We start from the raw sequence: 20653 nt of genomic DNA, 5'->3' as shown, positions 1-20653 counted from the left end.
CCCTCACCGCGCACGTGCGTTCGATGCGTGTGCTCGGCTCGTTCGTCAGTCGCTCCCTGGAGGTTTGAGCCGATGCGCATCCTTCTCCTCAACGGACCGAACCTCGGCACGCTCGGACGGCGGCAGCCGGAGATCTACGGGACCACGAGCCTCGACGAGATCGTGGAGGCGTGCCGAGCCCGGGCCCTGGCGCATGGCGCCCTTCTCGACGCGCTTCAATCGAACCACGAGGGCGCGCTGATCGATCGGCTCGAGCAGCTCGATTACGACGCGGTGGTCTGCAACTTCGGCGCGCTGTCACACACCAGCTACGCCCTCCACGATGCGCTGGTGGCCTGTGAGCGTCCCGCCGTCGAGGTCCACATCAGCGACATCACCGCCCGCGAGGCGTGGCGGCGCGTGTCAGTCACGGCACCGGCGACCCGCCACCAGGTGATCGGCCATGGGTGGCGTGGCTACCTGGAGGCGATCGACTGGCTGCTGGCCGAGACCTGATCTCGACCCCGGGCGTCTTCGCGGCGCGCCCCGAACGAGTGGCTTACCGCCCGGCCTCCGACGCGAGCGTGTCGACCCGCGGCGGGTGCAGAGCCTCGTACGCCGCGAGGCGCTCCTCGAGGCCGAGAAGGTAACCCAGCTCATCGGTCCCGTCGAGGATCATGCGGCGCGCGAAGCCGTCGATCTCGAACGCAATGGCCTCGCCGTCGGGGAGGCGCAGCTCCTGGGCCTCGAGATCGACCGTGAGCGCGACGTCAGGATCGGCCTCCGCCAGCGCGAACAGTCGCGCGAGCACCTCGGCCGAGACGACGATCGGCAGCAACCCGTTCTTCAGCGCGTTGCTGCGGAAGATGTCCGCGAAGCTGGAGCTGATCACCGCGCGGATGCCCCACGCCGTGAGCGCCCACGGGGCGTGCTCGCGCGACGAGCCGCAGCCGAAGTTGTCGCCGGCCAGCAGGATCGCGCGGCCGGCCATCTCCGGCCGGTTGAGCACGAACTCGGGGTTCGGCGAGCCATCGGCAAGGTAGCGCCAGTCGTTGAACAGCTGGTCACCAAGGCCGGCGCGGTTGATCGTCTTGAGGAATCGGGCCGGGATGATCTGATCGGTGTCGATGTCGTTGCGCGGGATCGGCACGACCGCCGAGGTGACGGAGCTGAACGGCTCGCGGTTCACAGCAGCGCCCTCGGATCGGCCAGGCGCCCGGTCACGGCCGACGCGACCGCCGTCAGCGGAGAGGCCAGGAAGGTCCGGCCGCCGATGCCCTGCCGCCCCTCGAAGTTGCGGTTGGAGGTGCTGACCGCGTACTGCCCAGGGGAGAGCTGGTCGCCGTTCATGGCGATGCACATCGAGCAGCCGGCCTCGCGCCATTCGGCCCCGGCCTCCTCGAAGATCTCCCGCAGGCCCTCCTCCTCCGCCTGCCGCTTCACCTGCTGCGAGCCAGGTACGACCATCATCCGCACGCCCGGAGCGACCCGGTTGCCCTTGAGCGCCTGGGCTGCGAGGCGAAGGTCGGTGATGCGCGAGTTCGTGCAGCTCCCCACGAAGACCACGTCGATCGGGTGGCCGAGGAGCGGCACCCCGCCCTGGAGCCCCATGTAGGCGAGCGCCTTCTCCAGGCTGGCGCGCTGGGCCGGGTCCTCCACCTCGGCGGGATCGGGAATGAGGCCGTCGATCGGCATCCCCATGCCGGGGTTGGTGCCGTAGGTGATCATCGGGCGCAGCTCGCTCGCGTCGAGGGTGACGGTGGCGTCGTAGGTCGCCCCCTCGTCGGTGCGCAGCGTGCGCCATTTCTCGACCGCGGCGTCCCAGTCGGCGCCCTTCGGCGCGTGCTTACGTCCGCGGATGTACTCGAAGGTCGTCTCGTCCGGCGCGATGAGGCCCGCCCGGGCACCCGCCTCGATGGACATGTTGCAGATCGTCATCCGCTCTTCCATGGAGAGGGAGCGGATCGCCGAGCCAGTGTACTCGACCACGTAGCCGGTGCCGCCGCCGGTGCCGATCTTGGCGATGATGGCCAGGATGATGTCTTTGGCGGTCACGCCGGGCTGCAGCTCCCCATCGACCCGGATCTCCATCGTCCTGGGACGGTTCTGGATCAGGCATTGGGTGGCGAGCACGTGCCCCACCTCCGAGGTGCCGATGCCGAACGCGAGCGCCCCGAAGGCGCCATGCGTGCTGGTGTGGCTGTCCCCGCAGACGATGGTCATTCCCGGCTGAGTGAGTCCCTGCTCGGGACCGATGACGTGCACGATTCCCTGGTTCTCCGTACCCAGCGAGAAGAGCGGAATGCCGAAATCGGCGCAATTCTGCTCGAGCTGGCGGAGCTGCGCCGCAGCCTGGGCGTCGGTCACCGGGATCACCCCGTTCACCCGAGGGGTCGTGGGCGTGGAGTGGTCCATGGTGGCGATCGTCTGGTCAGGACGCCGCACTTTCAGCCCGCGTCGCCGCAGCTCCGTGAAGGCCTGTGGCGAGGTCACCTCATGCACCAGGTGCAGGTCGATGTAGAGCACGGCGGGAGTGCCGTTGCCCTCGGGCCGGACCAGGTGGTCGTCCCAGATCTTCTGGAAGAGGGTACGCGGTGCGGGCATGATGCTTGGCCTCAGGTCCTGTGAAAAAGGGTTATCCGATTTCCGTTATCCGTTTATCCGTCGACAGCTTGTCGTCCTTCCATGGTCAACCCGCCCCGTTGACCGATCATCCTGGGAAGACGCCCCAACAGATAGCGGATAACGGATAGCGGATAACCGATTTCTCATCCAGCCACCACCTCCACGGTCTGCCGCCGCTCTGCATTCCTCAGCAGCGGCAGCTCCAGAGAATCCCAGAGAGCCTGCCAGCTGGCTTCGATGATGTTTGGAGAGCAGCCGACGGTGCTCCAGCGCTCTTCGCCGGCGGCTGATTCGATCACCACGCGCGGGCGGGCGGCCACGCCGAGGTGGGCGTCGATGATGCGCACCTTGTAATCGACGAGGTGCACCTGCTCCAACTCCGGGTAATGCGGGAGCAGCGCCTTGCGGATGGCGTGGTCCATCGCCTCTACCGGGCCGGCCCCCTCTGCCGCCGTGTGCATCACCTGCTCGCCCACCTGGAGCTTGATCATCGCGTGGACGCGGGCGCCCGAATTCCCCTGCTTGTCGACGATCACGTGATAGCCGAGCAGGGTGAACGGCGGCTCGTAGTCGGGCGCCATCCGGCGCACGAGCATCTCGAAGGACCCGTCCGCGGCCTCGAACTGGAAGCCCTGCGATTCGAGCTCCTTGATCCGGGTCAGCACGCGCCGGTCGAGCCCCTCCAGCTTCAGCCCCATCGCCTCGGCGCGCATCCGCACGTTGCGGCGCCCGGCCAGCTCGCTCACCACGATCCGCGTCTCGTTGCCTACCAGGGACGGATCGATGTGCTCGTAGCTGCTCGCGAGCTTGTGTACGGCAGCCACGTGAATTCCGCCCTTGTGGGCGAAGGCGCTGCGGCCGACGTACGGCGCGTGGGCGTCCGGGTTCAGGTTCACCAGGTCCGCCACGAAGTGCGAGACTTCGGTCAGGCGGCGCAGCTGCTCAGGGGCGACCACCTCGTATCCCAGCTTGAGCTGCAGGTTGGCGATCAGCGGCACCAGATCCATGTTGCCGCAGCGCTCGCCATAGCCGTTGATCGTTCCCTGCACCTGGACGCACCCGGCGCGGACCGCCGCCATAGCGTTGGCGACGGCGAGGCCCCCGTCGTTGTGCGTGTGGATGCCCAGCGGCACGTCTACCGCCCCGCGCACTGCCTGCACGATCTCGGACACATCCTCCGGCAGGGAGCCCCCGTTCGTATCGCAGAGCACCACGAAGTCGGCTCCGGCCTCTGCCGCCGCCCGGGCGGTCGCCAGGGCATATTCCGGATCGAGGCGGTAGCCGTCGAAGAAGTGCTCCCCGTCGAAGACGACCTCTTTCCCCAGAGCCTTCATGTAGGCGATGCTCTCCGAGATCATGCGGAGGTTCTCCTCCAGCGTGGTCTCGAGAACCTTCTCCACGTGCAGGGTGGAGGTTTTCCCGACCAGCGCCACCACGGGAGTCTCCGCCTCGACCAGCGCCTGGATGTTCGGGTCGTCCTCGCAGCGGTTGCGGGCGTGCCGCGTGCTGCCGAAGGCAGTGATGCGTGCGTTCTTCAGGTTCAGGTGACGGGCCCGGGAGAAGAACTCGGCGTCCTTCGGGTTCGAGCCGGGCCAGCCCCCTTCGATGTAGTGCACGCCGAACTCGTCCAGCTCGCGGGCGATGCGCAGCTTGTCCTCGACCGAGAGGGAGAGCCCCTCGCGCTGCGTCCCGTCGCGCAGCGTGGTGTCGTAGAGGAGGACCTTTCCGGGGGCGCCGCTCGACATCTCAGACTCCCCAGAGGTAGCTTGCCTTCTCGAGCTGCTGCGCCTCCAGCGCGCGGGCGCTCGCCGCCTTGTTGATGGCGTGCAGGTACGCCCGTACGGCGCCATCCACGATGTCCGGAGAGCCGCCGCGGCCGGTGAAGGTCTTGCCGTTGATCTTCACCCGTACGGTGACCTCGCCCACCGCATCCTGCCCTGGGGTCGCCGACAGGATCGACAGCTCCTCGAGCTCGGGCTTGAACTCGGGGACGAGCGCGTCGATGGCGGCGAAGGCAGCCGCGATCGGACCGTCTCCCGCCGCCCGGGTCGAGCGCACGCCCGCTCCGGCCTCTGCCAGACCCACCTCCGCCTCCGCCTGCCGCTTGCCACACAGGACCTCGAGCGTCTGGAGCTTGAAGGTCTGGGGCACGTCCTCCATGGTGCCGTGATGGAGGATGGAGATGAGGTCCTCGTCCAGAACCGTCTTCTTCTGGTCGGCCAGCATCTTGAACAGCTTGTAGGCCCGCTCCAGGTCGTCGGCGTCCAGCTCGTATCCCAGCTCGCGGTAGCGCTGGCCGAGGGCGTTCCTGCCCGAGTGCTTGCCCAGCACGAGCTGGGAGGCCGGCACCCCGACCATCTCCGGCGTCATGATCTCGTAGGTCGAACGCTCCTTCAGGACGCCGTCCTGGTGGATGCCCGCCTCGTGAGCGAAGGCGTTGCGACCGACGATGGCCTTGTTGGGCTGTGGGTGAATACCGGTGAGGTAGGAGAGGAGCTGGCTGGTGCGGTGGATCTCGGGGGTGTTGATGGCGGTCTCGAAATGGTAGTGATCCCCGCGCACGCGCAGCGCCATCACCACCTCTTCCAGGGCGGCGTTCCCCGCGCGTTCCCCGATGCCGTTGATGGTGCACTCCACCTGGCGGGCGCCGGCCTCGATGGCTGCCAGGGAGTTCGCCACCGCCAGACCCAGGTCGTTGTGACAGTGCACGCTCAGGACCACGTCCCGCAGCGCGGGTACACGCTTCAGCAGCGTCGCGATCAGGTTGCTGAACTCGGCGGGATGCGCGTAGCCGACGGTGTCAGGAATGTTGATCGTGCGCGCGCCGGCCTGGATCGCGACCGCCACGACCTGACAGAGGAAATCGGGATCGGTGCGGGTAGCGTCTTCGGCGCTGAACTCCACGTCGTCCGTGAAGGTGCGCGCGTATGCGACGGCGGCGGCCGCGCGGTCAAGACATTCCTCGCGCGAGATCCGCAGCTTGTGTTTGAGGTGGATATCGGAGGTCGCGATGAAGGTGTGCAGCCTCCCTCGCTCCGCCGGCTCCAGCGCCCGGCCGGCCCGTTCCACGTCCAGCTCCGTTGCGCGCGCCAGCGCGGCGATCACCGGGCGGCGGACCTCCTTGGCGATCTGCTGCACGCTGAGGAAGTCGTCCGGAGAGCTCACCGGGAAGCCGGCCTCGATGATGTCCACACCGAGCGCGTCGAGCTGGTGAGCGAGCCTGAGCTTCTCCGCCGGGGTCATGGTCGCACCCGGCGATTGCTCGCCGTCTCGAAGCGTGGTGTCGAACACCAGGATCCGGTCCATGGTAGCTCTCCTTGCGACGGGAAAAAAACGCGGGCCTTCTCTTTTTCGAGAAGGCCCGCGGTGTCTTCGATCGTTATGCTCGCTTAACCTGCTGCGAAGCTCGCTCTCTGCACGCGCGTGCCTTCTCCTCCGAGCCCGATAATCAGGCCGAGGAGTCGAATAACGACGACGAGCGCGAGGTTGAGCGTGCGATGCATGCGGATACGAGGTGTCCTTGTAAAGCTCGCCCCAACCTAAACGCGGCGTCGCCGGCTTGTCAAGCCCACGGCCGAGCGGATGAGCGCTACGGTCGCAGCCGTACGGGGGTGCGCCCCTGCTGGCGGGGCCGCTACAACCCGCCCCTGGGAAAGCTTCCCAGGATCTGCAGTCGCGCCGCGTGCTGGCGCGCCTCGCTCAGTGCCGCACGCGCCGCCTCCGATTCGGCGTCCGCCTCCACCTCGATGAAGAAACGATAGCTCCACGGCTCGGTTCCGGGTCGTGACTCGATCTTCGAGAGGTTGATCCCGCGCTCCGCAAAGGGCACCAGGAGGCGGACCAGTGCCCCCGGGGTATTCTTGGTCTCCACCAGGAGCGCGCTCTTCATCGCCCCGCTCGCTTCGATCGATTCGGGGCGCTCGCCGGGCCTGGCCACGGCCAGGAACCGGGTCTGATTGTCGTGCCGATCCTCTATCTCCTCCGCCAGAATCTGCAGGCCGTATCGCCGGGCGGCGCCACGCCCGGCGATGGCGGCGCGGTGGAGGTCCGAACCGCTGGCTACCTCCCGGGCGGCCCCCGCGGTGTCGTAGAAGGCGACCGCCTCCTTGTCCGGATGCTCCTGCAGGAAGCGCTGGCACTGGGCCAGCGCGACCGGGTGCGAGAGGATCTGAGTGATGCCGTCGATGGTGGCCCCGGGTCGCGCGAGCAGGCAGTGATGGATCGGGATCACCACCTCGCCCACCACCTCCAGGTCACCCCGGCTCAGCACGTCGTAGCTACCGACTACGCTGCCGGCCAGCGAGTTCTCGATCGGCAGGAGTCCGAAATCAACACTGCCGGCAGCCACCGCCTCTCCCACCTCGGGAAAGCTGCGTCGCGGGACGGGGGTGGCATCCGGGCCGAAGAACCGGTAGACCGCCTCCTCGCTGAAGGCGCCGAGCTCGCCCTGAAAGGCGATGGTGGGCATCTGCGGTGCTGTAACGTTCTCGAGAGATGCACCCGGCGGCGGAAAACCGTCGGACGGCGGGACTTAATACCTCGCCGCCGGGCTGCGTGTCAAGGCCGGTCGAGCGGCAGATCGAGTGCAAGGGCGCGACTCGCCGGAAGCGCAGGGGGCAGCAGGGGCGGGACCGCGTGCGAAAGGCGCGTGGCGGCCGCGGCGGCCCGCCGGTCTCCCTCCACATCGATGGACCATTGCGCGTGCGCGGCGGTGAGGGCGACCTCCAGCGCTCGACCGAGCGCCAGGGCGTAGCGGCGGGCGCCCGCGTACAGCTCAGCATGATCTCCGGCATTCGCCCAATCGCGCCAGTGCTCGGCGGCGTCCAGCCAGTCGACGGCCGCCTTCGCTGCACGTCGCAGCGCCGGATCGTGAATGAGCCCTTCGCAGCGTCGGATCTCGCGCCTCGCCGGGTCCGCGGGTCCGCCGTCGAGCGCGCGCAGGACGTCGAGGGCGAGGACGTTGGTGGTTCCCTCCCAGATGGTGAGGACCTGCGCATCGCGGAGGAGGTACGGGAGGCCCGTGTCCTCGATGTACCCGGCGCCACCGTGCGCCTCGAGACACTCGCTAGTGACGGTGACTGCCTGGCGGGCGGTAAGCAGCTTGGCGATCGGGGTGAGGAGCCGCAGCAGTCGCGCCTCCTCTTCGGTCGCCTCTCCCGTTTCGGCCTTGCCCAGCAGCTCCACCAGCCGGAAGGTGAGATTCATGGCGCCCTCGAACTCCGCCTGCAGCGTCGCCAGGGTATCCAGGTGGAGCGGGTGCTCGGAGAGCGGCTGGCGAAAAGCGACCCGTTTGCCGGCGTAGTCCCTGGCCAGCGCGATGCCGCGGCCCATGTACGCGCAGGCGCTCACCGCGTTCCAGGTCCGGGTGAGGCTGAGCAGCGGGACGATGCTGCGGACCCCCGCGCCCATCTCACCCACCGGCACGGCCTCGACCCCATCCAACTCGAGCTCGGCGGTGGGCAGCTTCCGCGTGCCCAGCTTGTCCTTCAGTCGTCGCACCCGGATTCCAGCTAGGCGACCCTGCTCATCCCGGGTTTCCAGGCAGAAGAGGGTGAGCCCGCGGCTTCCCGGTGGCGCACCCTCCGGCCGGGCCAGGGCAAGGGCGAGCTGCGAGGTCGCCGCGGAGGTGAACCACTTCAGCCCGTACAGTCGCCAGCGATCCCCATCCGGCCGCGCGACCGTCTCGGTCTCGCCGACGTCCGAGCCGCCGCTCGCCTCCGTCATCCACTGGCCGCTGGTCCAGAAGGTGGTGGGATCGCGACTCACCAGGTGAGGGACGGTGCGCTCGATCAGCTCAGGGGTGCCACTGTCGAGCAGGGTGCGCGCGGCCCCGTCCGTCATGGCCAGCGGGCAGGAGTACATGTCCGTGGACGGAGTGAAGAGGTAGGCCAGCGCGAACTGGTGAATCCGGGAGAATGGCCCGTGGGCTTGCTCGTACGCCGTGGCCACCACGCCCTTTTCCACGGCGATTCGCTCCGCCTCCCGCCAGAGCGGGGTCAGCGTAATCTCGTCGATGCGGTTTCCCCAGGCATCCCAGTGGGTGAGGCGCGGCTCGTTGAGGCGATCGGCGAGCTGCATCCGGTAGAGCTTGCCACCCGCGAGCTCCCCCATCTCCCGAAGCTCCGGTTCGACGGCGCGCCGCACATCTTCGGGCAACAGCCGGTGCAGCAGCGAGCGAAGCACGCGATCGTTGTCGAATTCGTTGCCGAGCTCGGGAGGCGTTTGTCGGAAGGTCATGCGGCGACTCGCGTGGGGAAGGCAGCATGCTGGCGGCCGGTGGACGACCGTCGCCCGGTAATCAAAAGTTTGCTTGACGGGTGGTGCGGGAACATCGCATCGTGCCGGGCGACATCCAACCTTCTTCCACCCCGACGCTCCTCTCAACCCCGCAGGCGACCGGTGCCTTCCACCGGTTGTCCCGACCATCCTGCAATCGTGCTGCCGAAACAACCCAAGGAGTGAACATGTTCCTGCTGCTGCTCATCGTCGCGGTGGTGCTCTTCTTCGTAATCAAACAGTACAACGGGTTGCAGCGGCTGGCGCAGGCGGTCCGCGAAGCGCACGCCAACGTGATGGCCGCGATGAAGAAGCGGATCGATCTCACCAATAAGCTGATCGACATTGCTCGGGGATATGCCGATCACGAGAAGCTTACCCACATCTCCGTGGCGAGCAGCGGGGACGAGATCTCGGTGGGCGCGGGGGCGGCGGCCGCCGGGGCGATCAACCAGGTAATGAAGCTGGCGAATCAGTATCCCGATCTCAAGGCGAATGCGACGTTCCAGCAGCTCATGGAGCAGCTCGACCGGATCGAGACGGACCTGCAGACGAAGCGGGAAACGTACAATGCGGAGGTGAAACGCTACAACACCACGCTCGGCCAGCTGCCGGTGAGTCTCTATGCGCGTCAGCTCGGCTTCCGCAGTGCGCCGTACTTCGATGTGGACAACGCGGATGCGCTGGAGAACCTGAAGGACTTCCACAGCGAGGACGCCGAACACCTCAAGCAGATCCTGTCACAGGGAAGCCGCAAGCTTGCGGAGAGCGGTCGCAAAGTCGCGGAAGGCAGCCGCAAGGTAGCCGAAGAGTCGTTGAGGATCGGCAAGATCGCGGTGGAGAAGGGAATCGAAAAGGGAGCGGAGCTCCAACAGCAGGTGGCGGAGCGCGCGGCCCAGCGAGCCGCCGAAGCGGGTCCAACGCCGGGGGAGCCGCTCACCCATCCGGCGAGCGAGCCGGTGCGCCCGCCGGAGCCGACTTCACCGCCGCCCGCGGTCTGAGATGTCGACCCCGGAAATCGATCCCTTCGAGGAAGAGCTGGAAGCTGAAGTGCGCAAGGTGCTGAATCCCGGAATTGAGCGCCGTCGGCAGGTTGCCGTGAGGGACCTGCACACCCCGGGCCCCGCCGGGCCGACCGGCCGGGTCCTCGTGGTGACGCTGGGAATCGGCAGTGCACTCGCGCTGCTCTTCTGGATGGCGCTCGCGCTGCTCTGAGCAAGCGTCAGCGGATGGCATCGATATCCGTCACCATTCCTTCCGACCCCGCTGGGACCGGCGCTCGATGATCGGCCCCAGCACACCGGTAAGGAGAGTGCGGGGAACCAACCTGCCGGCAACGGAAGCGAGCCGGTTCTCGAGCCCGGGTACCACCGAGATCTTCCCTCTTTCGAGCGCCGCGAGCGCGGACCGTACTACGGCCTCGGGTTCGAGCACGCCAAAGCTCCCCCGCGGATCGCCGGTGCCGGCCACTCCCTGGAACTCGGTCGGCGTGCGACCGGGGCAGAGCGCCACCACCCGCACGCCGGCATCGCGGTTCTCCGCCCAGAGCGCCTGCGAGAGCGAGAGCACGAATGCCTTCGTGGCTGCGTAGGTGGCAAGTCGGGGAACCGGCTGAAAGGCGGCCAGCGAGGCGACGTTGATGATCCCTCCGTCGCCACGGTTGCGCATCTCGCGCACGGCTGCGTGCGCCAGTTCCAGGACGGCGATGCAGTTGAGCCGCACCATGTCCGCCAGGCGCTCGACCGGCACCTCGTCGAATCGCCCCTGGGCGCCGAAACCGGCGTTGTTGACCAGCAGGTCGATGCTCCGCTCAGCGGAGGCGGCAGTCCAGAGGCGTATCGCTTCGCGTTCGCGGGAGAGATCGGCCGGCACGACGATCACCTCGACGTCGTGGCGCTCGCGCAGCTCGGAGGCCAACTGCTCCAGCCGCTCGACGCGCCTCGCTGAGAGCACCAGCGACATTCGTCTGGTCGCCAGCTGGCGGGCGAACTCCGCCCCCAGACCGGCTGACGCACCGGTGATCAGGCCCCACCGCCCTTCGTAGCTCCAGCGCTTCATGCGGCCGGCTCACCCGGGCTCTCGTCCAGGCCTGCCGGCTCATCGGCAGACCCTCCTTCCGACATGAGGATCTCCAGTCCGATCTGGACGACCTTTCCCTCCGCCACCTCGCGCACGTGGAGCACCACCCCTTCCAGAGCAAGTGAGCTGCCCACGCTTACCGGTCGCGGCGCAATGCTCTGCTCCACGAGCGCGCCGAGGGTCGTCTCGGGCGGGCTGTCGATGCGGACGCCGTAGTAGTCCTCGAGCTCGCCGACCGTGGTCTCTGCGGCAAGGGGGAACTCGATGCGCGGTTCCATCTCCTCCGGCGGGCCCTGCGGGCCGAAGACCCTGTCTACCAGCGGTCGCACGCCGGGGCGCATCACCAGGAAAACGTAATCCCCCGGCAGCACCTGTGTGCTGCCGCGCGGGGGCAGGATCCGCTGCTGTCTGGCGATCATCGAAACCACGACTCCTTCGGGGAGGCCCAGGTCACGCACCAGCTTGTTCGCGGCGCGGGAATCGGGGGTGACGCGGTATTCGACGATGTCGCCGTCGACGTGCCGGAGAGACGTCACCTCCAGCGTCATGGGCGGCTCGGGCTCCAGCGGCCTCGCCAGCCCCAGCCATCGTGACAGACGTGGAAGCGTTCCCCCCTGTGTCATGGCGGAGACCAGCACCACGAAGAAAACGACGTTGAACAGGAGCACGGAGCCGGGCACCCCCATCATGAGCGGGTAGCTCGCGAGCACAATCGGTACCGATCCCTTCAGCCCGACCCAGGAGATCAGCAGCAACTCCTTGAAGGCGTAACGGAAGGGAGCGAGGAGGAGGAAGACGGCCACGGGGCGGGCGAGGAATATGAGGGCCGCGGAGACCAGCAATCCGCCACCGGTGACCCTGAGAATGTGGCTCGGAGTGCTGAGGAGTCCGAGCACGATGAACATTACGATCTGACCGAGCCACGCCATCCCGTCCATGAAGCGCAGGATGCCGCGCTGGAAGACGATCTCGGCGTTTCCCAGCGCGATCCCCGCGATGTACACGGAGAGGAAGCCGCTGCCTCCGAGCGATGCCGCCAGGCCGTAAGCAAGGAGCCCGCAGCCCGCGGTGAGGATGGGGTAGAGCCCCGCCGCATCGAGGTTGATGCGGTTGATCAGGAAGACCGACAGGCGTCCCACCGCGATGCCCGCCAACGCGCCGACCCCTGCCTGCATCGCGAGGAAGCCGAGGATCGCCAGCCCGGGTTCGAGGTCTCCCAGGATGATCTGCGCGACGCCGATGGTCAGAAAGACGGCCATCGGGTCGTTGGAGGCGCTCTCCACCTCCAGCGTGGCGCTGAGCCGTTCGTCCAGGTTCACGCTTCTGCCGCGGAGCAGCGAGAAGACTACCGCCGCGTCGGTGGATCCCACGATGCTGCCGAGAAGAAGCCCGTGCAGCAGCGGAATGCCCAGAATCAGAGCGGCGGCCAGGCCGGTGATGGCGGCGGTGACCACGACCCCGGCGGTGGCGAGCACCATGGCGGGACCCAGGACCCGACGAAAGCTGGAGAGCGGCGTGCGCAGACCGCCGTCGAAGAGGATGACGGCCAGCGCGAGGGTGCCGACGCCGTGAGCGAGAGGATAATCCTCGAAGGCGATCCTGCCGATCCCCTCCTCCCCCGCCAGCATCCCCAATCCCAGGAACAGGACAAGCACCGGCAACCCCATACGTGACGAGAACTTGCTCGACACGATGGCCACGAGCACGAGGATGCCCGCGAGCAGGATCAGCTTGTCGACTACGAACATGCGCCTTCAGTCGGAGGCGTTCAGATAGGAGACCGCCGCCGCCTCGAGGATGTCGACTCCCAGGGGGAGGACGGATTCGCTGACGTCGAACCGGGGAGAGTGATGGGGATGCACGATGCCGGCCGCCTCATCGCGGATGCCGAGGAAGAAGTAGCAGGCAGGCACACGCAGGCCGTACTCCGCAAAGTCCTCGGCGGCCATGGTCCGCACTTCCGGATCGAGGCGGATCTGCTGGGGGGAGAGGAAGCGGCTGGCCGCGGAAACGACCAGCGACACCATCCGGGGATCGTTGATGGTGGGCGGGTAGGGCAGCTTGCCGAAGCTGACGTCGACGGTGGCGCCGAAGGCCGCGGCGACGCCGTTTGCGAGCTCCACCAGACGTGCCTGCATGCGGCGGAGCAGCTCGGTACTGTAGCCGCGCAGCGTTCCTTCCAACACCGCCACGTCGGCGATGATGTTGGGGCTGTCTCCAGCGCGGAAAGCGCCTACGGTGAGCACCGCGGTCTCGAGAGGGGAGGTATTGCGCGAAACGATAGTCTGGGCGGCGACGACGATCTGGCTGGCGACCATCACCGCGTCTACCGTTTCGTGCGGAATGGCGCCGTGACCGCCGCGCCCGCGCACCTCGATGCGGAATTCGCGCGAGCCGGCCATCATCGGGCCCTCGACCACGCCGACGGTGCCGGCTTCCAGGTCCATCCAGACGTGGAGCCCGAGGGCGGCGTCCACCCCCTCCAGCACCCCCTCCTCGATCATGCGGAGCGCGCCGAACCCGCCCTCCTCCGCCGGCTGGAACACGTAGCGGACGGTTCCCCTCCACTCGTCGCGGCGCCGGGCGAGTCGCTCGGCGACGGCCAGGCCGATCGCGACGTGGGCGTCGTGCCCGCAGGCGTGCATACGCCCGGGGTTGAGGGAGGCGTATTCGTGCGCGGCCTCTTCCTGGATGGGCAGGGCGTCCATGTCCGCCCGCAGCATCAGGGTCGGGCCCTCGCCCGCACCGCCGCGCAGCGTGCCTACCACGCCCGTCACCGCAACGCCCTCCTGCACCTCCCACCCCGCCGCGCGGAGCCGGTCCGCGACGATACCGGCAGTGCGCCGCTCCTCGTAGCCGACCTCTGGATGGCGATGCAGGTCGCGCCGAGTCGAGATGAGCAGGTCGAGCTCGGTTCGAGCGTCGGACGTCATCGCAGAGGGCTCATGCATGCTCAGAACGACGGCAGCGGTTCATCCGCGATCCTTTCAGCAATAGCGTTACCGGCCGCGGGTCGAGCTGGGCCGGCCGGCGGGCAGTGCGGTAGGCATGGCGCCACTCACCACCCCAGCACATAGGCGAAGATCAGCGGGGCGACGATGGATGCGTCGGATTCGATCATGTATTTCGGGGTGTCGACCCCGAGCTTGCCCCAGGTGATCTTCTCGTTGGGCACGGCGCCGGAGTAGGAGCCGTAGCTGGTAGTCGAGTCGGAGATTTGACAGAAGTACCCCCAGAGCGGGACCGACTCGCGCTGGAGGTCCTGCTCGAGCATCGGCACCACGCAGATGGGGAAGTCGCCGGCGATGCCGCCACCGATCTGGAAGAAGCCGACCGAGCTGCGCGGCGCCGTCTCCATATACCAGTCCGCCAAACGCATCATGTACTCGATACCCGTGCGCACGGTGTGCACGTTCTTCACGTCGCCGTTGATGACGTGCGCGGCGTACATGTTCCCCAGGGTCGAGTCCTCCCAGCCGGGCACGAAGATCGGCAGATCCTTCTCCGCCGCGGCGAGCACCCACGAATCCTTCGGATCGATCTGGTATTCGCCGTCGAGCTTGCCGCTCCTCACCACACGGTACATGAACTCGTGGGGGAAGTAGCGCTCCCCGGCCCGATCCGCCGCCAGCCACTCCTCCAGCACGACGGCCTCGATCTTCCGCATCGCCTCGTGCTCCGGTATGCATGTGTCCGTCACCCGGTTCATGTGGCGCTGCAGAAGTGCGTGCTCATCCTCGGCGGTCAGGCCGCGCCAGTTAGGGATGCGCTCATAGTGCTCGTGCGCCACCAGGTTGAAGATGTCCTCCTCGAGGTTGGCCCCTGTGGTGGTGATCGCGTGGACCTTCCCCGTCCGGATCATCTCCGCGAGGGAGACCCCGAGCTCCGCGGTGCTCATCGCGCCGGCCACCGTCACCATCATGCTGCCGCCCCCCTCCAGGTGACGCTTCCATCCTTCTGCGGCCTCCACCAGCGAAGCGGCATTGAAGTGTCGGAAGTGGTGGCGGATGAAGTCGCGAATGGGCGTGGACATGGCTATTCGTTGTTCGATCGAAAGTGTGCCGTAAGGGGTCTCGTCGTCCGGAGGATGCCTCGACCCTACTGGGCGTCGTGCTTTTCGGGGCTGGCAGGCTCCTCTTCCTGCACCCGTCCTCTTCTGGCCTCGAGGATCACGTCGACCGCGTGCTGAGGCGAGTCCGTGACTACGAGGAGCTCGAGGTCGTCGGGTGAGATCTTGCCCTCGTGCAGCATCACGTTGCGGATCCAGTCGAGCAATCCTTTCCAGTACGAGCTGCCGAGAAGGATCACAGGGAAGTCACGGATCTTCCCCGTCTGGACCAGGGTGAGGGCCTCGAACAGCTCGTCCATGGTTCCGAAGCCCCCGGGGAGGATGATGAAGGCTTCGGAGTACTTCACGAACATCGTCTTCCGCACGAAGAAGTAGTGGAAATTGATCGGTATTTCCACATAGCGGTTGATCCCCTGCTCGAACGGAAGCTCGATGTTGCAGCCGATGGAGAGCCCTCCACCTTCCACGGCCCCGCGGTTCGCCGCCTCCATGACCCCGGGGCCGCCGCCGGTAATCACCGCGTACCCGGCCTCGGCGACCAGTCGGGCGGCCTCTCTCGCCATCTCGTACTGCGGGTGGCCGAAGGGTATGCGCGCCGAGCCGAAGATGGCGACCGCCGGCCCGATCTTCGCCAGGGTGTCGAAACCCTCCACGAACTCGCCCATGATACGGAAGACGCGCCACGGATCGGTGTGCGTGAAGTCGACTTCCGTGGGACGAGTCGCGAGCAGCCGCTCGTCTTCGGTGTGCGTGCCCGTCCTGGCGGATACGTTGAGGGTGCTCTTTCGATCGGGACGCGACTGCTTCATCGATGACATTCGGTATGCGAAAAGATCCCGCCGCTTGCACGAGGCATTCCAAACGCCGTTAAGATATGGGGGGCTCGTTGCCCGGCAACCGACGGCACGGCTCTTTCACCCGCGCTCGGGCCATCCCTCCTCACCCGATTCGGAACGAACGAAGATGGAGACCAGGTCGGCGGGTCTGCGCATCCACTTCGAGGTCCTGGGAGACGGTCCCCCAGTCCTCCTTCTCCATGGCTATCCCCTGTCCAGTCACCTGTGGGACGATGTGGTGGGGCATCTGTCCGACGCGTACCGCCTCATCGTCCCGGACCTGCGAGGGCATGGCCGCAGCGAGGCAGGGGACACCGCCTCGATGGAGGAGATGGCGGACGATGTGCTGGAGGTGCTCGCGGCGGCCGACGAGGATCGGCCGGTGGTGCTGGTAGGCATGTCGATGGGCGGATATGTGAGCCTGGCCTTCGCGCGCAAGTATCCGCAGAGAGTGCGTGCCCTGGTGCTCGTGGATAGCCGCACCGCCGCCGACAGCGACGAAGCGGCAGTAGCCCGCCATCGGACGGCGGAGCGCGTGCTGCGCGAGGGGACGGGCTTCGTCGCCGACGAGATGGTCGGGAAGCTGTTCGCTCCCGGCGCTCCGGAGGAGCTGAAGCAGCGCTGGCGCGAGCGGATGGCGGCCACCTCCCCTCGCGGCGTGATGGCGGCCCTGCGAGGGATGGCCGCACGGCCGGACTCGGGCGCCCTGCTGCGGCAGCTAGGTGTTCCGGTGCTGGTGATCGTGGGGGAGGAGGACGGCATCACCCCTGTCGAGGAGTCGAGGGCGATCGCGCAGGCCTCGGGTGGGAGGCTGGAGATCATTCCCGGGGCGGGGCACATGGCTGCGGCAGAGAAGCCCGATGCGGTGGCCGCGGCGCTTCGGAGCTTTCTCGACGAGCTTGGATCGCAGCTATGAACATCATTCGCGTTCGCACCCGCACCCGGTGCGAGCTGGTAGAAGTCACGGACGAGGTCGCTAGCGCGGTCCGTGCGTCGGGGGTTCGTGAGGGCGTGGTCGTCATCCAGAGCCTGCACACCACGGCCGGGCTCACCATCAACGAGAACGCCGACCCGGATGTGGTGCGGGACCTGGTGGCGAAGGTCGAACGGCTGGTCCCGAAGCGGGAGGACTACTACCGGCATGCGGAGGGGAACAGCGACAGTCACCTGAAGACGAGTCTCTTCGGACCGTCGCTGACCGTGATCGTGAGCGAAGGGGAGCTTGTGCTGGGCACCTGGCAGGGGATCTACCTCTGCGAATGGGACGGTCCTCGCGAGCGAAAGCTTGCGGTGCAGGTACTCAGGGCCGAGGGCTGATGTCGACTCGCACGCCGTCGCACCTCAATGCAGCGCTGCGGCTAGCGCTGGTCGGGATCCGCCGCAGGGGAGAACGGGGACGACCCAGGGCGAGCGTTCCTTCGCGCAAGATAGCGGTGGAGCATCAGGCTCTCTTGCTTCCCAGCTCGCGGCTTCAGCGCTATCTCGCGGCCACCCGCGGAGCGGATCTCTGGAGGGATTCCCCTCTCCTACCCCCTACCATCAGCGCAATATGGGAGACGGCCCTGGTGCTGGAGCTGCTGGCTCACGATGGGCTGCCGCTACCGAAGCGCGGACTGGTGCACCTGGGCGGCGAGCTGGTGGTGGTGAGGCCGCTCCGCCGGGAAGATCGCGTGCGCTGCCGGGTCGAGCTGGACGGCCTGGAGGGACACTCCCGCGGGCTTGTCCTGCAGCTCCGCTGCCGAAGCTGGAGCGCGGCGGGACAGCTCGCACAGGAGAACCGTACGTCCCTGCTGATTCGCGGCGCCGAGGCCCCGCTGGGGACGCCGCGCAGTGGCACGCGGAGCGCCAACCCGGAGCGGGCGGAGGCGGGCGAGGCGGCAGACGCGGCGTGGCGGGATGTCGCCTCCTGGGATCTGCCGGCGAGCGCCGGGCTGACCTACGCCCGTGCCTCTGGAGACTTCAACCCGATCCACCTCTGGCCGTGGAGCGCCCGGTTGTTGGGCTTCCCGCGCCCCATCCTGCATGGCCACTGCGCGCTGGCGATGGTGGCGCACGAGATGATGCGGGCGACTGGCCGGGACACGCGCCGCCTCCAGGCCCGCTTCCGCGCCCCGCTGGAGTTGCCGGCACGAGTCAGGCTGCAGACCCGGGCCGGTAACGCTTCCGGGGCAGCCCCCCTGCGTCTGGTCGACGCGACCGGCGCTAGCAAGCCCTTTCTGGAAGGGGAGTGGGTGGGCGCTGACCGATCCGCCTGCTGATCCCGGCGGGGTGAATCAGGGCGAGTTGAATCCGGACGGCGCGGCGCCAATCAGGGGTAGAGGCGCTCGACCCGCCAGCCTCCGTCGATGCGCAGGTAGACCTGCCGATCGTGCAGGCGGCTCGGTCGCCCGGACCAGAACTCGATCCGTTCCGGATGCACTCGGAAGCCTGACCAGAAGGGCGGGCGGGGGACGGATCCCTCGGGGTAGCGCGATTCGAACTCCTGGATGCGGGCCTCCAGCTCCCCCCGGTCCGGAAGCGGCCGGCTCTGTCGCGACGCCCACGCGCCGATCTGGCTACCATACGGTCGCGAGGCGAAGTACGCGTCGGCTTCGGCGTCGCTCACGGGGGACACCGGGCCTTCGACGCGGACCTGGGCCTCCATCGGTCCCCAGTGAAAGCAGAGCGCCGCCCGAGGATTCGCCTTCAGCTCCTCCGCCTTGCGGCTCTCCAGGTTGGTGTAGAAGACGAAGCCGCGCTCGTCGACCCCTTTGAGCAGGACCATCCGCACCGACGGTCGTCCCTCGGCGTCGGCAGTGGCGAGAGCCATTGCGGTTGGCTCGTGCAAGCCCAGCTCGCGAGCCTCGTCGAGCAGCGCCACGAACCGGGCGATCGGATCCTCCATCGACATCCCCCTTAACGAGAAACGCGAGGGCTGCGCGCGGCATCGTGCCGCCACAACCCTCGCTTTCCGTAATAGGGGCCGCCTCGCAGCCGGGCAAGCCCGCTTCAGGCAACCAGAGCGGGCGAGTTCGAGAAGTTCCGGGAGAAGTCCTCATACTGCATGGCCAGCGTGGGGAGCACCCGTTCGAAGGCGGCGACCACTGTGGGGTCGAACTGCATCCCCGCGCAGCGCCGAATCTCCGCGACCGCCGTCTCCCAGGGCAGGCCACTGCGGTAGGCGCGGTGCGAGGTCATTGCGTCCAGGGTGTCTGCCACCGCGAGCACTCGCGCCGGCAGGGGGATGTCGGTTCCGGACAGCCCGTCCGGGTAGCCGCGCCCGTCCCACCGCTCGTGATGCCAGCGGACTACACCGAGCACCAGGGGATCGTCGATGAGCGGCTCGAGGATGTGCGCCCCGGTCGACGGGTGCTTCTTGATCAGGTTGAACTCTTCCTCGGTGAGCTTGTCCGGCTTGTTGAGCACGCTGTCGGGTACGCCGATCTTGCCGACGTCGTGCAGGTCGCCGGCGAGGCGGAAGCGCACGGGGTCGATGGAGCCGAGGTCGTCGGCGATGGTGAGCGCATAGGCGGTCACGCGGGCGGCGTGGCCGGCGGTGTACTCGTCTTTCGCCTCCACGGCGCTCGCCAGCGCGTGAGCGGCGCGCAGGACCCAGATCTTGCTCTCCGTGTCGCGCTGGCGCAGGCGCGACTCCAGCCGCTCGCGTTCGGCGACCTCTTCGCGCGCTGCGCGGCGCTTGGCCAGCGAGTCGGTGACCCGCGCCCGCAGGTCCTCGAGCTCGAATGGCTTCACGATGAGCTGGTCGATGCCGCGCTCGATGGCGGCCGAAGCCGCGTAGACGTCCGCGTGCGCGCTCATCAACATGGTGCGCGTCCCGGGTGCCCGCGTGCGCACTTCGACCAGGAGGTCAAGGCCCGAAGGCCCCGGTAGACGCAGGTCGGTCAGGACCAGGTCGAAATGGCTACCCTCCAGCTTCTCGAGCGCCTCCGGCACTGAGCCGGCCGTCACCACGTCGTATCCAAGCCGGCCAAGATAACGTTGCAGCAGCCGGCAGATGTTCGGCTCGTCATCCACGACCAGGATCCGGTCGGGATGAGTGGACCCCGGGACTTTGATCTTAGCTGTCGTCATCGATTCCAGCATACGGGCGGAGGCAACCATCGACGTGCGGTCCTGCATAACGGCTATAGTATCGGCCGCTAACGCGAAGTCAGGAGGGCGCAGGCCACCTCCAGGTCCACGTTGCCGCCGCTGACGATCAAACCCACCCTTCCAGCACCACGCAATTCCTCCCTGTTCAGGAGAGCAGCCAGGGACACGGCTCCCGAGGGCTCCACGATGAGCTTCATCCGTGTCCAGTAGAAGCGCATCGCCTCCACGATCTCCTCGTCAGACACGGTCACCATGTCGGCGACGTGCTCGCGGATGACCGGCCAGGTGAACGCCCCGAGCGAGGGCGTGCGCAATCCGTCAGCGATGGTCGGGGGATTACGCACCCGGTGCAGCCTGCCGGTGCGAAAGGTCCGCACCGCATCGTCGGCCAGCACCGGCTCGGCACCGACCACTCGACAACCCTGAAAGCGCAGCGCCGCGAGGGCGGTTCCCGACAGCAATCCGCCACCGCCGCAGGGTGCCACGATCAGCTCCAGGCCGTCTACCTCTTCCAGGAGCTCGAGCGCGGTGGTCCCCTGTCCGGCGATGACATCAGGGTGATCGTACGGGGGAATCAACGCAATCCCCCGCTCTGCCCGCACTCGCTCCGCCAGCTCCTCGCGCACCGTCTCGCGCGGATCGTACGGGATCACCTCGGCACCGTACCCGCGCGTTGCGCTCACCTTGGCCTGCGGCG

Annotated in this window: 20 protein-coding genes; 6 read left to right on the top strand and 14 right to left on the bottom strand. The window is 67.6% G+C overall.

Going from position 1 to position 20653, the window contains the following annotated elements:
• Window positions 1–72: 72 nt before the first annotated feature.
• Window positions 73–495, top strand: a complete 423-nt coding sequence (locus VF167_07835) for a type II 3-dehydroquinate dehydratase (protein HEX6925325.1) — start codon at window positions 73–75, stop codon at window positions 493–495.
• Between the two features lie 43 nt (window positions 496–538).
• Here the strand turns inward: VF167_07835 and leuD are convergent, their stop codons facing one another.
• From leuD to VF167_07805, 6 genes are all read right to left on the bottom strand, one after another.
• Window positions 539–1168, bottom strand: a complete 630-nt coding sequence (gene leuD, locus VF167_07830) for a 3-isopropylmalate dehydratase small subunit (protein HEX6925324.1) — start codon at window positions 1166–1168, stop codon at window positions 539–541.
• Window positions 1165–2583, bottom strand: a complete 1419-nt coding sequence (gene leuC, locus VF167_07825; GenBank protein HEX6925323.1) for a 3-isopropylmalate dehydratase large subunit — start codon at window positions 2581–2583, stop codon at window positions 1165–1167. Before leuC ends, leuD begins: the two co-directional genes overlap by 4 nt.
• Window positions 2584–2747: 164 nt before the next feature.
• Window positions 2748–4349 carry a citramalate synthase gene (gene cimA / locus VF167_07820; protein ID HEX6925322.1) on the bottom strand — a complete coding sequence of 534 codons (1602 nt, stop codon included), beginning with the start codon at window positions 4347–4349 and terminating at the stop codon, window positions 2748–2750.
• 1 nt (window position 4350) lies between these two features.
• Window positions 4351–5910 (bottom strand): 2-isopropylmalate synthase, encoded by a 1560-nt coding sequence (locus VF167_07815; protein ID HEX6925321.1) that lies wholly within the window; start codon window positions 5908–5910, stop codon window positions 4351–4353.
• 328 nt (window positions 5911–6238) lie between these two features.
• Complete coding sequence (pheA, locus tag VF167_07810; protein HEX6925320.1) at window positions 6239–7072, bottom strand: prephenate dehydratase; 834 nt, start codon at window positions 7070–7072, stop codon at window positions 6239–6241.
• Window positions 7073–7161: 89 nt separating this feature from the next.
• Window positions 7162–8841, bottom strand: a complete 1680-nt coding sequence (locus VF167_07805; protein HEX6925319.1) for an acyl-CoA dehydrogenase family protein — start codon at window positions 8839–8841, stop codon at window positions 7162–7164.
• A gap of 227 nt (window positions 8842–9068) precedes the next feature.
• Here VF167_07805 and VF167_07800 point away from each other — a divergent pair, with 227 nt between their 5' ends.
• Window positions 9069–9881 carry a LemA family protein gene (locus VF167_07800; protein HEX6925318.1) on the top strand — a complete coding sequence of 271 codons (813 nt, stop codon included), beginning with the start codon at window positions 9069–9071 and terminating at the stop codon, window positions 9879–9881.
• Between the two features lies 1 nt (window position 9882).
• Window positions 9883–10095 (top strand): hypothetical protein, encoded by a 213-nt coding sequence (locus tag VF167_07795; GenBank protein HEX6925317.1) that lies wholly within the window; start codon window positions 9883–9885, stop codon window positions 10093–10095.
• A 30-nt stretch (window positions 10096–10125) separates the two neighbouring features.
• Here VF167_07795 and VF167_07790 read toward each other — a convergent pair whose 3' ends face one another.
• The 5 genes from VF167_07790 to VF167_07770 form a co-directional block, all read right to left on the bottom strand.
• Complete coding sequence (locus VF167_07790; GenBank protein ID HEX6925316.1) at window positions 10126–10938, bottom strand: SDR family oxidoreductase; 813 nt, start codon at window positions 10936–10938, stop codon at window positions 10126–10128.
• Complete coding sequence (locus VF167_07785; GenBank protein ID HEX6925315.1) at window positions 10935–12707, bottom strand: potassium/proton antiporter; 1773 nt, start codon at window positions 12705–12707, stop codon at window positions 10935–10937. The genes VF167_07790 and VF167_07785 overlap by 4 nt, the downstream gene beginning before the upstream one ends.
• Window positions 12708–12713: 6 nt before the next feature.
• The gene (locus tag VF167_07780) at window positions 12714–13892 is read right to left on the bottom strand and encodes an amidohydrolase (GenBank protein ID HEX6925314.1); all 1179 of its coding nucleotides are present in this window, start codon (window positions 13890–13892) and stop codon (window positions 12714–12716) included.
• Window positions 13893–14017: 125 nt separating this feature from the next.
• Window positions 14018–14992 (bottom strand): deoxyhypusine synthase family protein, encoded by a 975-nt coding sequence (locus tag VF167_07775; protein HEX6925313.1) that lies wholly within the window; start codon window positions 14990–14992, stop codon window positions 14018–14020.
• Between the two features lie 65 nt (window positions 14993–15057).
• Window positions 15058–15837 carry a TIGR00730 family Rossman fold protein gene (locus tag VF167_07770; protein HEX6925312.1) on the bottom strand — a complete coding sequence of 260 codons (780 nt, stop codon included), beginning with the start codon at window positions 15835–15837 and terminating at the stop codon, window positions 15058–15060.
• Between the two features lie 154 nt (window positions 15838–15991).
• Here VF167_07770 and VF167_07765 point away from each other — a divergent pair, with 154 nt between their 5' ends.
• The 3 genes from VF167_07765 to VF167_07755 are packed head-to-tail and all read left to right on the top strand — an operon-like array spanning window position 15992 to window position 18122.
• Complete coding sequence (locus tag VF167_07765) at window positions 15992–16780, top strand: alpha/beta fold hydrolase (protein HEX6925311.1); 789 nt, start codon at window positions 15992–15994, stop codon at window positions 16778–16780.
• Window positions 16777–17181: a secondary thiamine-phosphate synthase enzyme YjbQ gene (locus tag VF167_07760; GenBank protein ID HEX6925310.1), complete on the top strand. Its 405-nt coding sequence runs from the start codon at window positions 16777–16779 to the stop codon at window positions 17179–17181. Before VF167_07765 ends, VF167_07760 begins: the two co-directional genes overlap by 4 nt.
• Window positions 17181–18122, top strand: coding sequence for a MaoC/PaaZ C-terminal domain-containing protein (locus VF167_07755; GenBank protein HEX6925309.1), 942 nt, complete (start codon window positions 17181–17183; stop codon window positions 18120–18122). Before VF167_07760 ends, VF167_07755 begins: the two co-directional genes overlap by 1 nt.
• 50 nt (window positions 18123–18172) lie before the next feature.
• Here VF167_07755 and pdxH read toward each other — a convergent pair whose 3' ends face one another.
• From pdxH to VF167_07740, 3 genes are all read right to left on the bottom strand, one after another.
• A complete protein-coding gene (pdxH, locus tag VF167_07750) occupies window positions 18173–18748 on the bottom strand; it encodes a pyridoxamine 5'-phosphate oxidase (protein HEX6925308.1) in 576 nt (191 codons plus the stop codon).
• A 104-nt stretch (window positions 18749–18852) separates the two neighbouring features.
• Window positions 18853–19935 (bottom strand): HD domain-containing phosphohydrolase, encoded by a 1083-nt coding sequence (locus VF167_07745; protein ID HEX6925307.1) that lies wholly within the window; start codon window positions 19933–19935, stop codon window positions 18853–18855.
• Between the two features lie 68 nt (window positions 19936–20003).
• The coding region (locus VF167_07740; protein ID HEX6925306.1) for a pyridoxal-phosphate dependent enzyme at window positions 20004–20653 on the bottom strand (650 nt) is incomplete at its 5' end.

It is taken from the genome of Longimicrobiaceae bacterium, from assembly GCA_036375715.1.
GTDB lineage: Bacteria > Gemmatimonadota > Gemmatimonadetes > Longimicrobiales > Longimicrobiaceae > DASVBS01.
The sequence above is the reverse complement of the archived record's forward strand: the minus strand, read 5'-3'. Positions and strand labels throughout refer to the sequence as shown.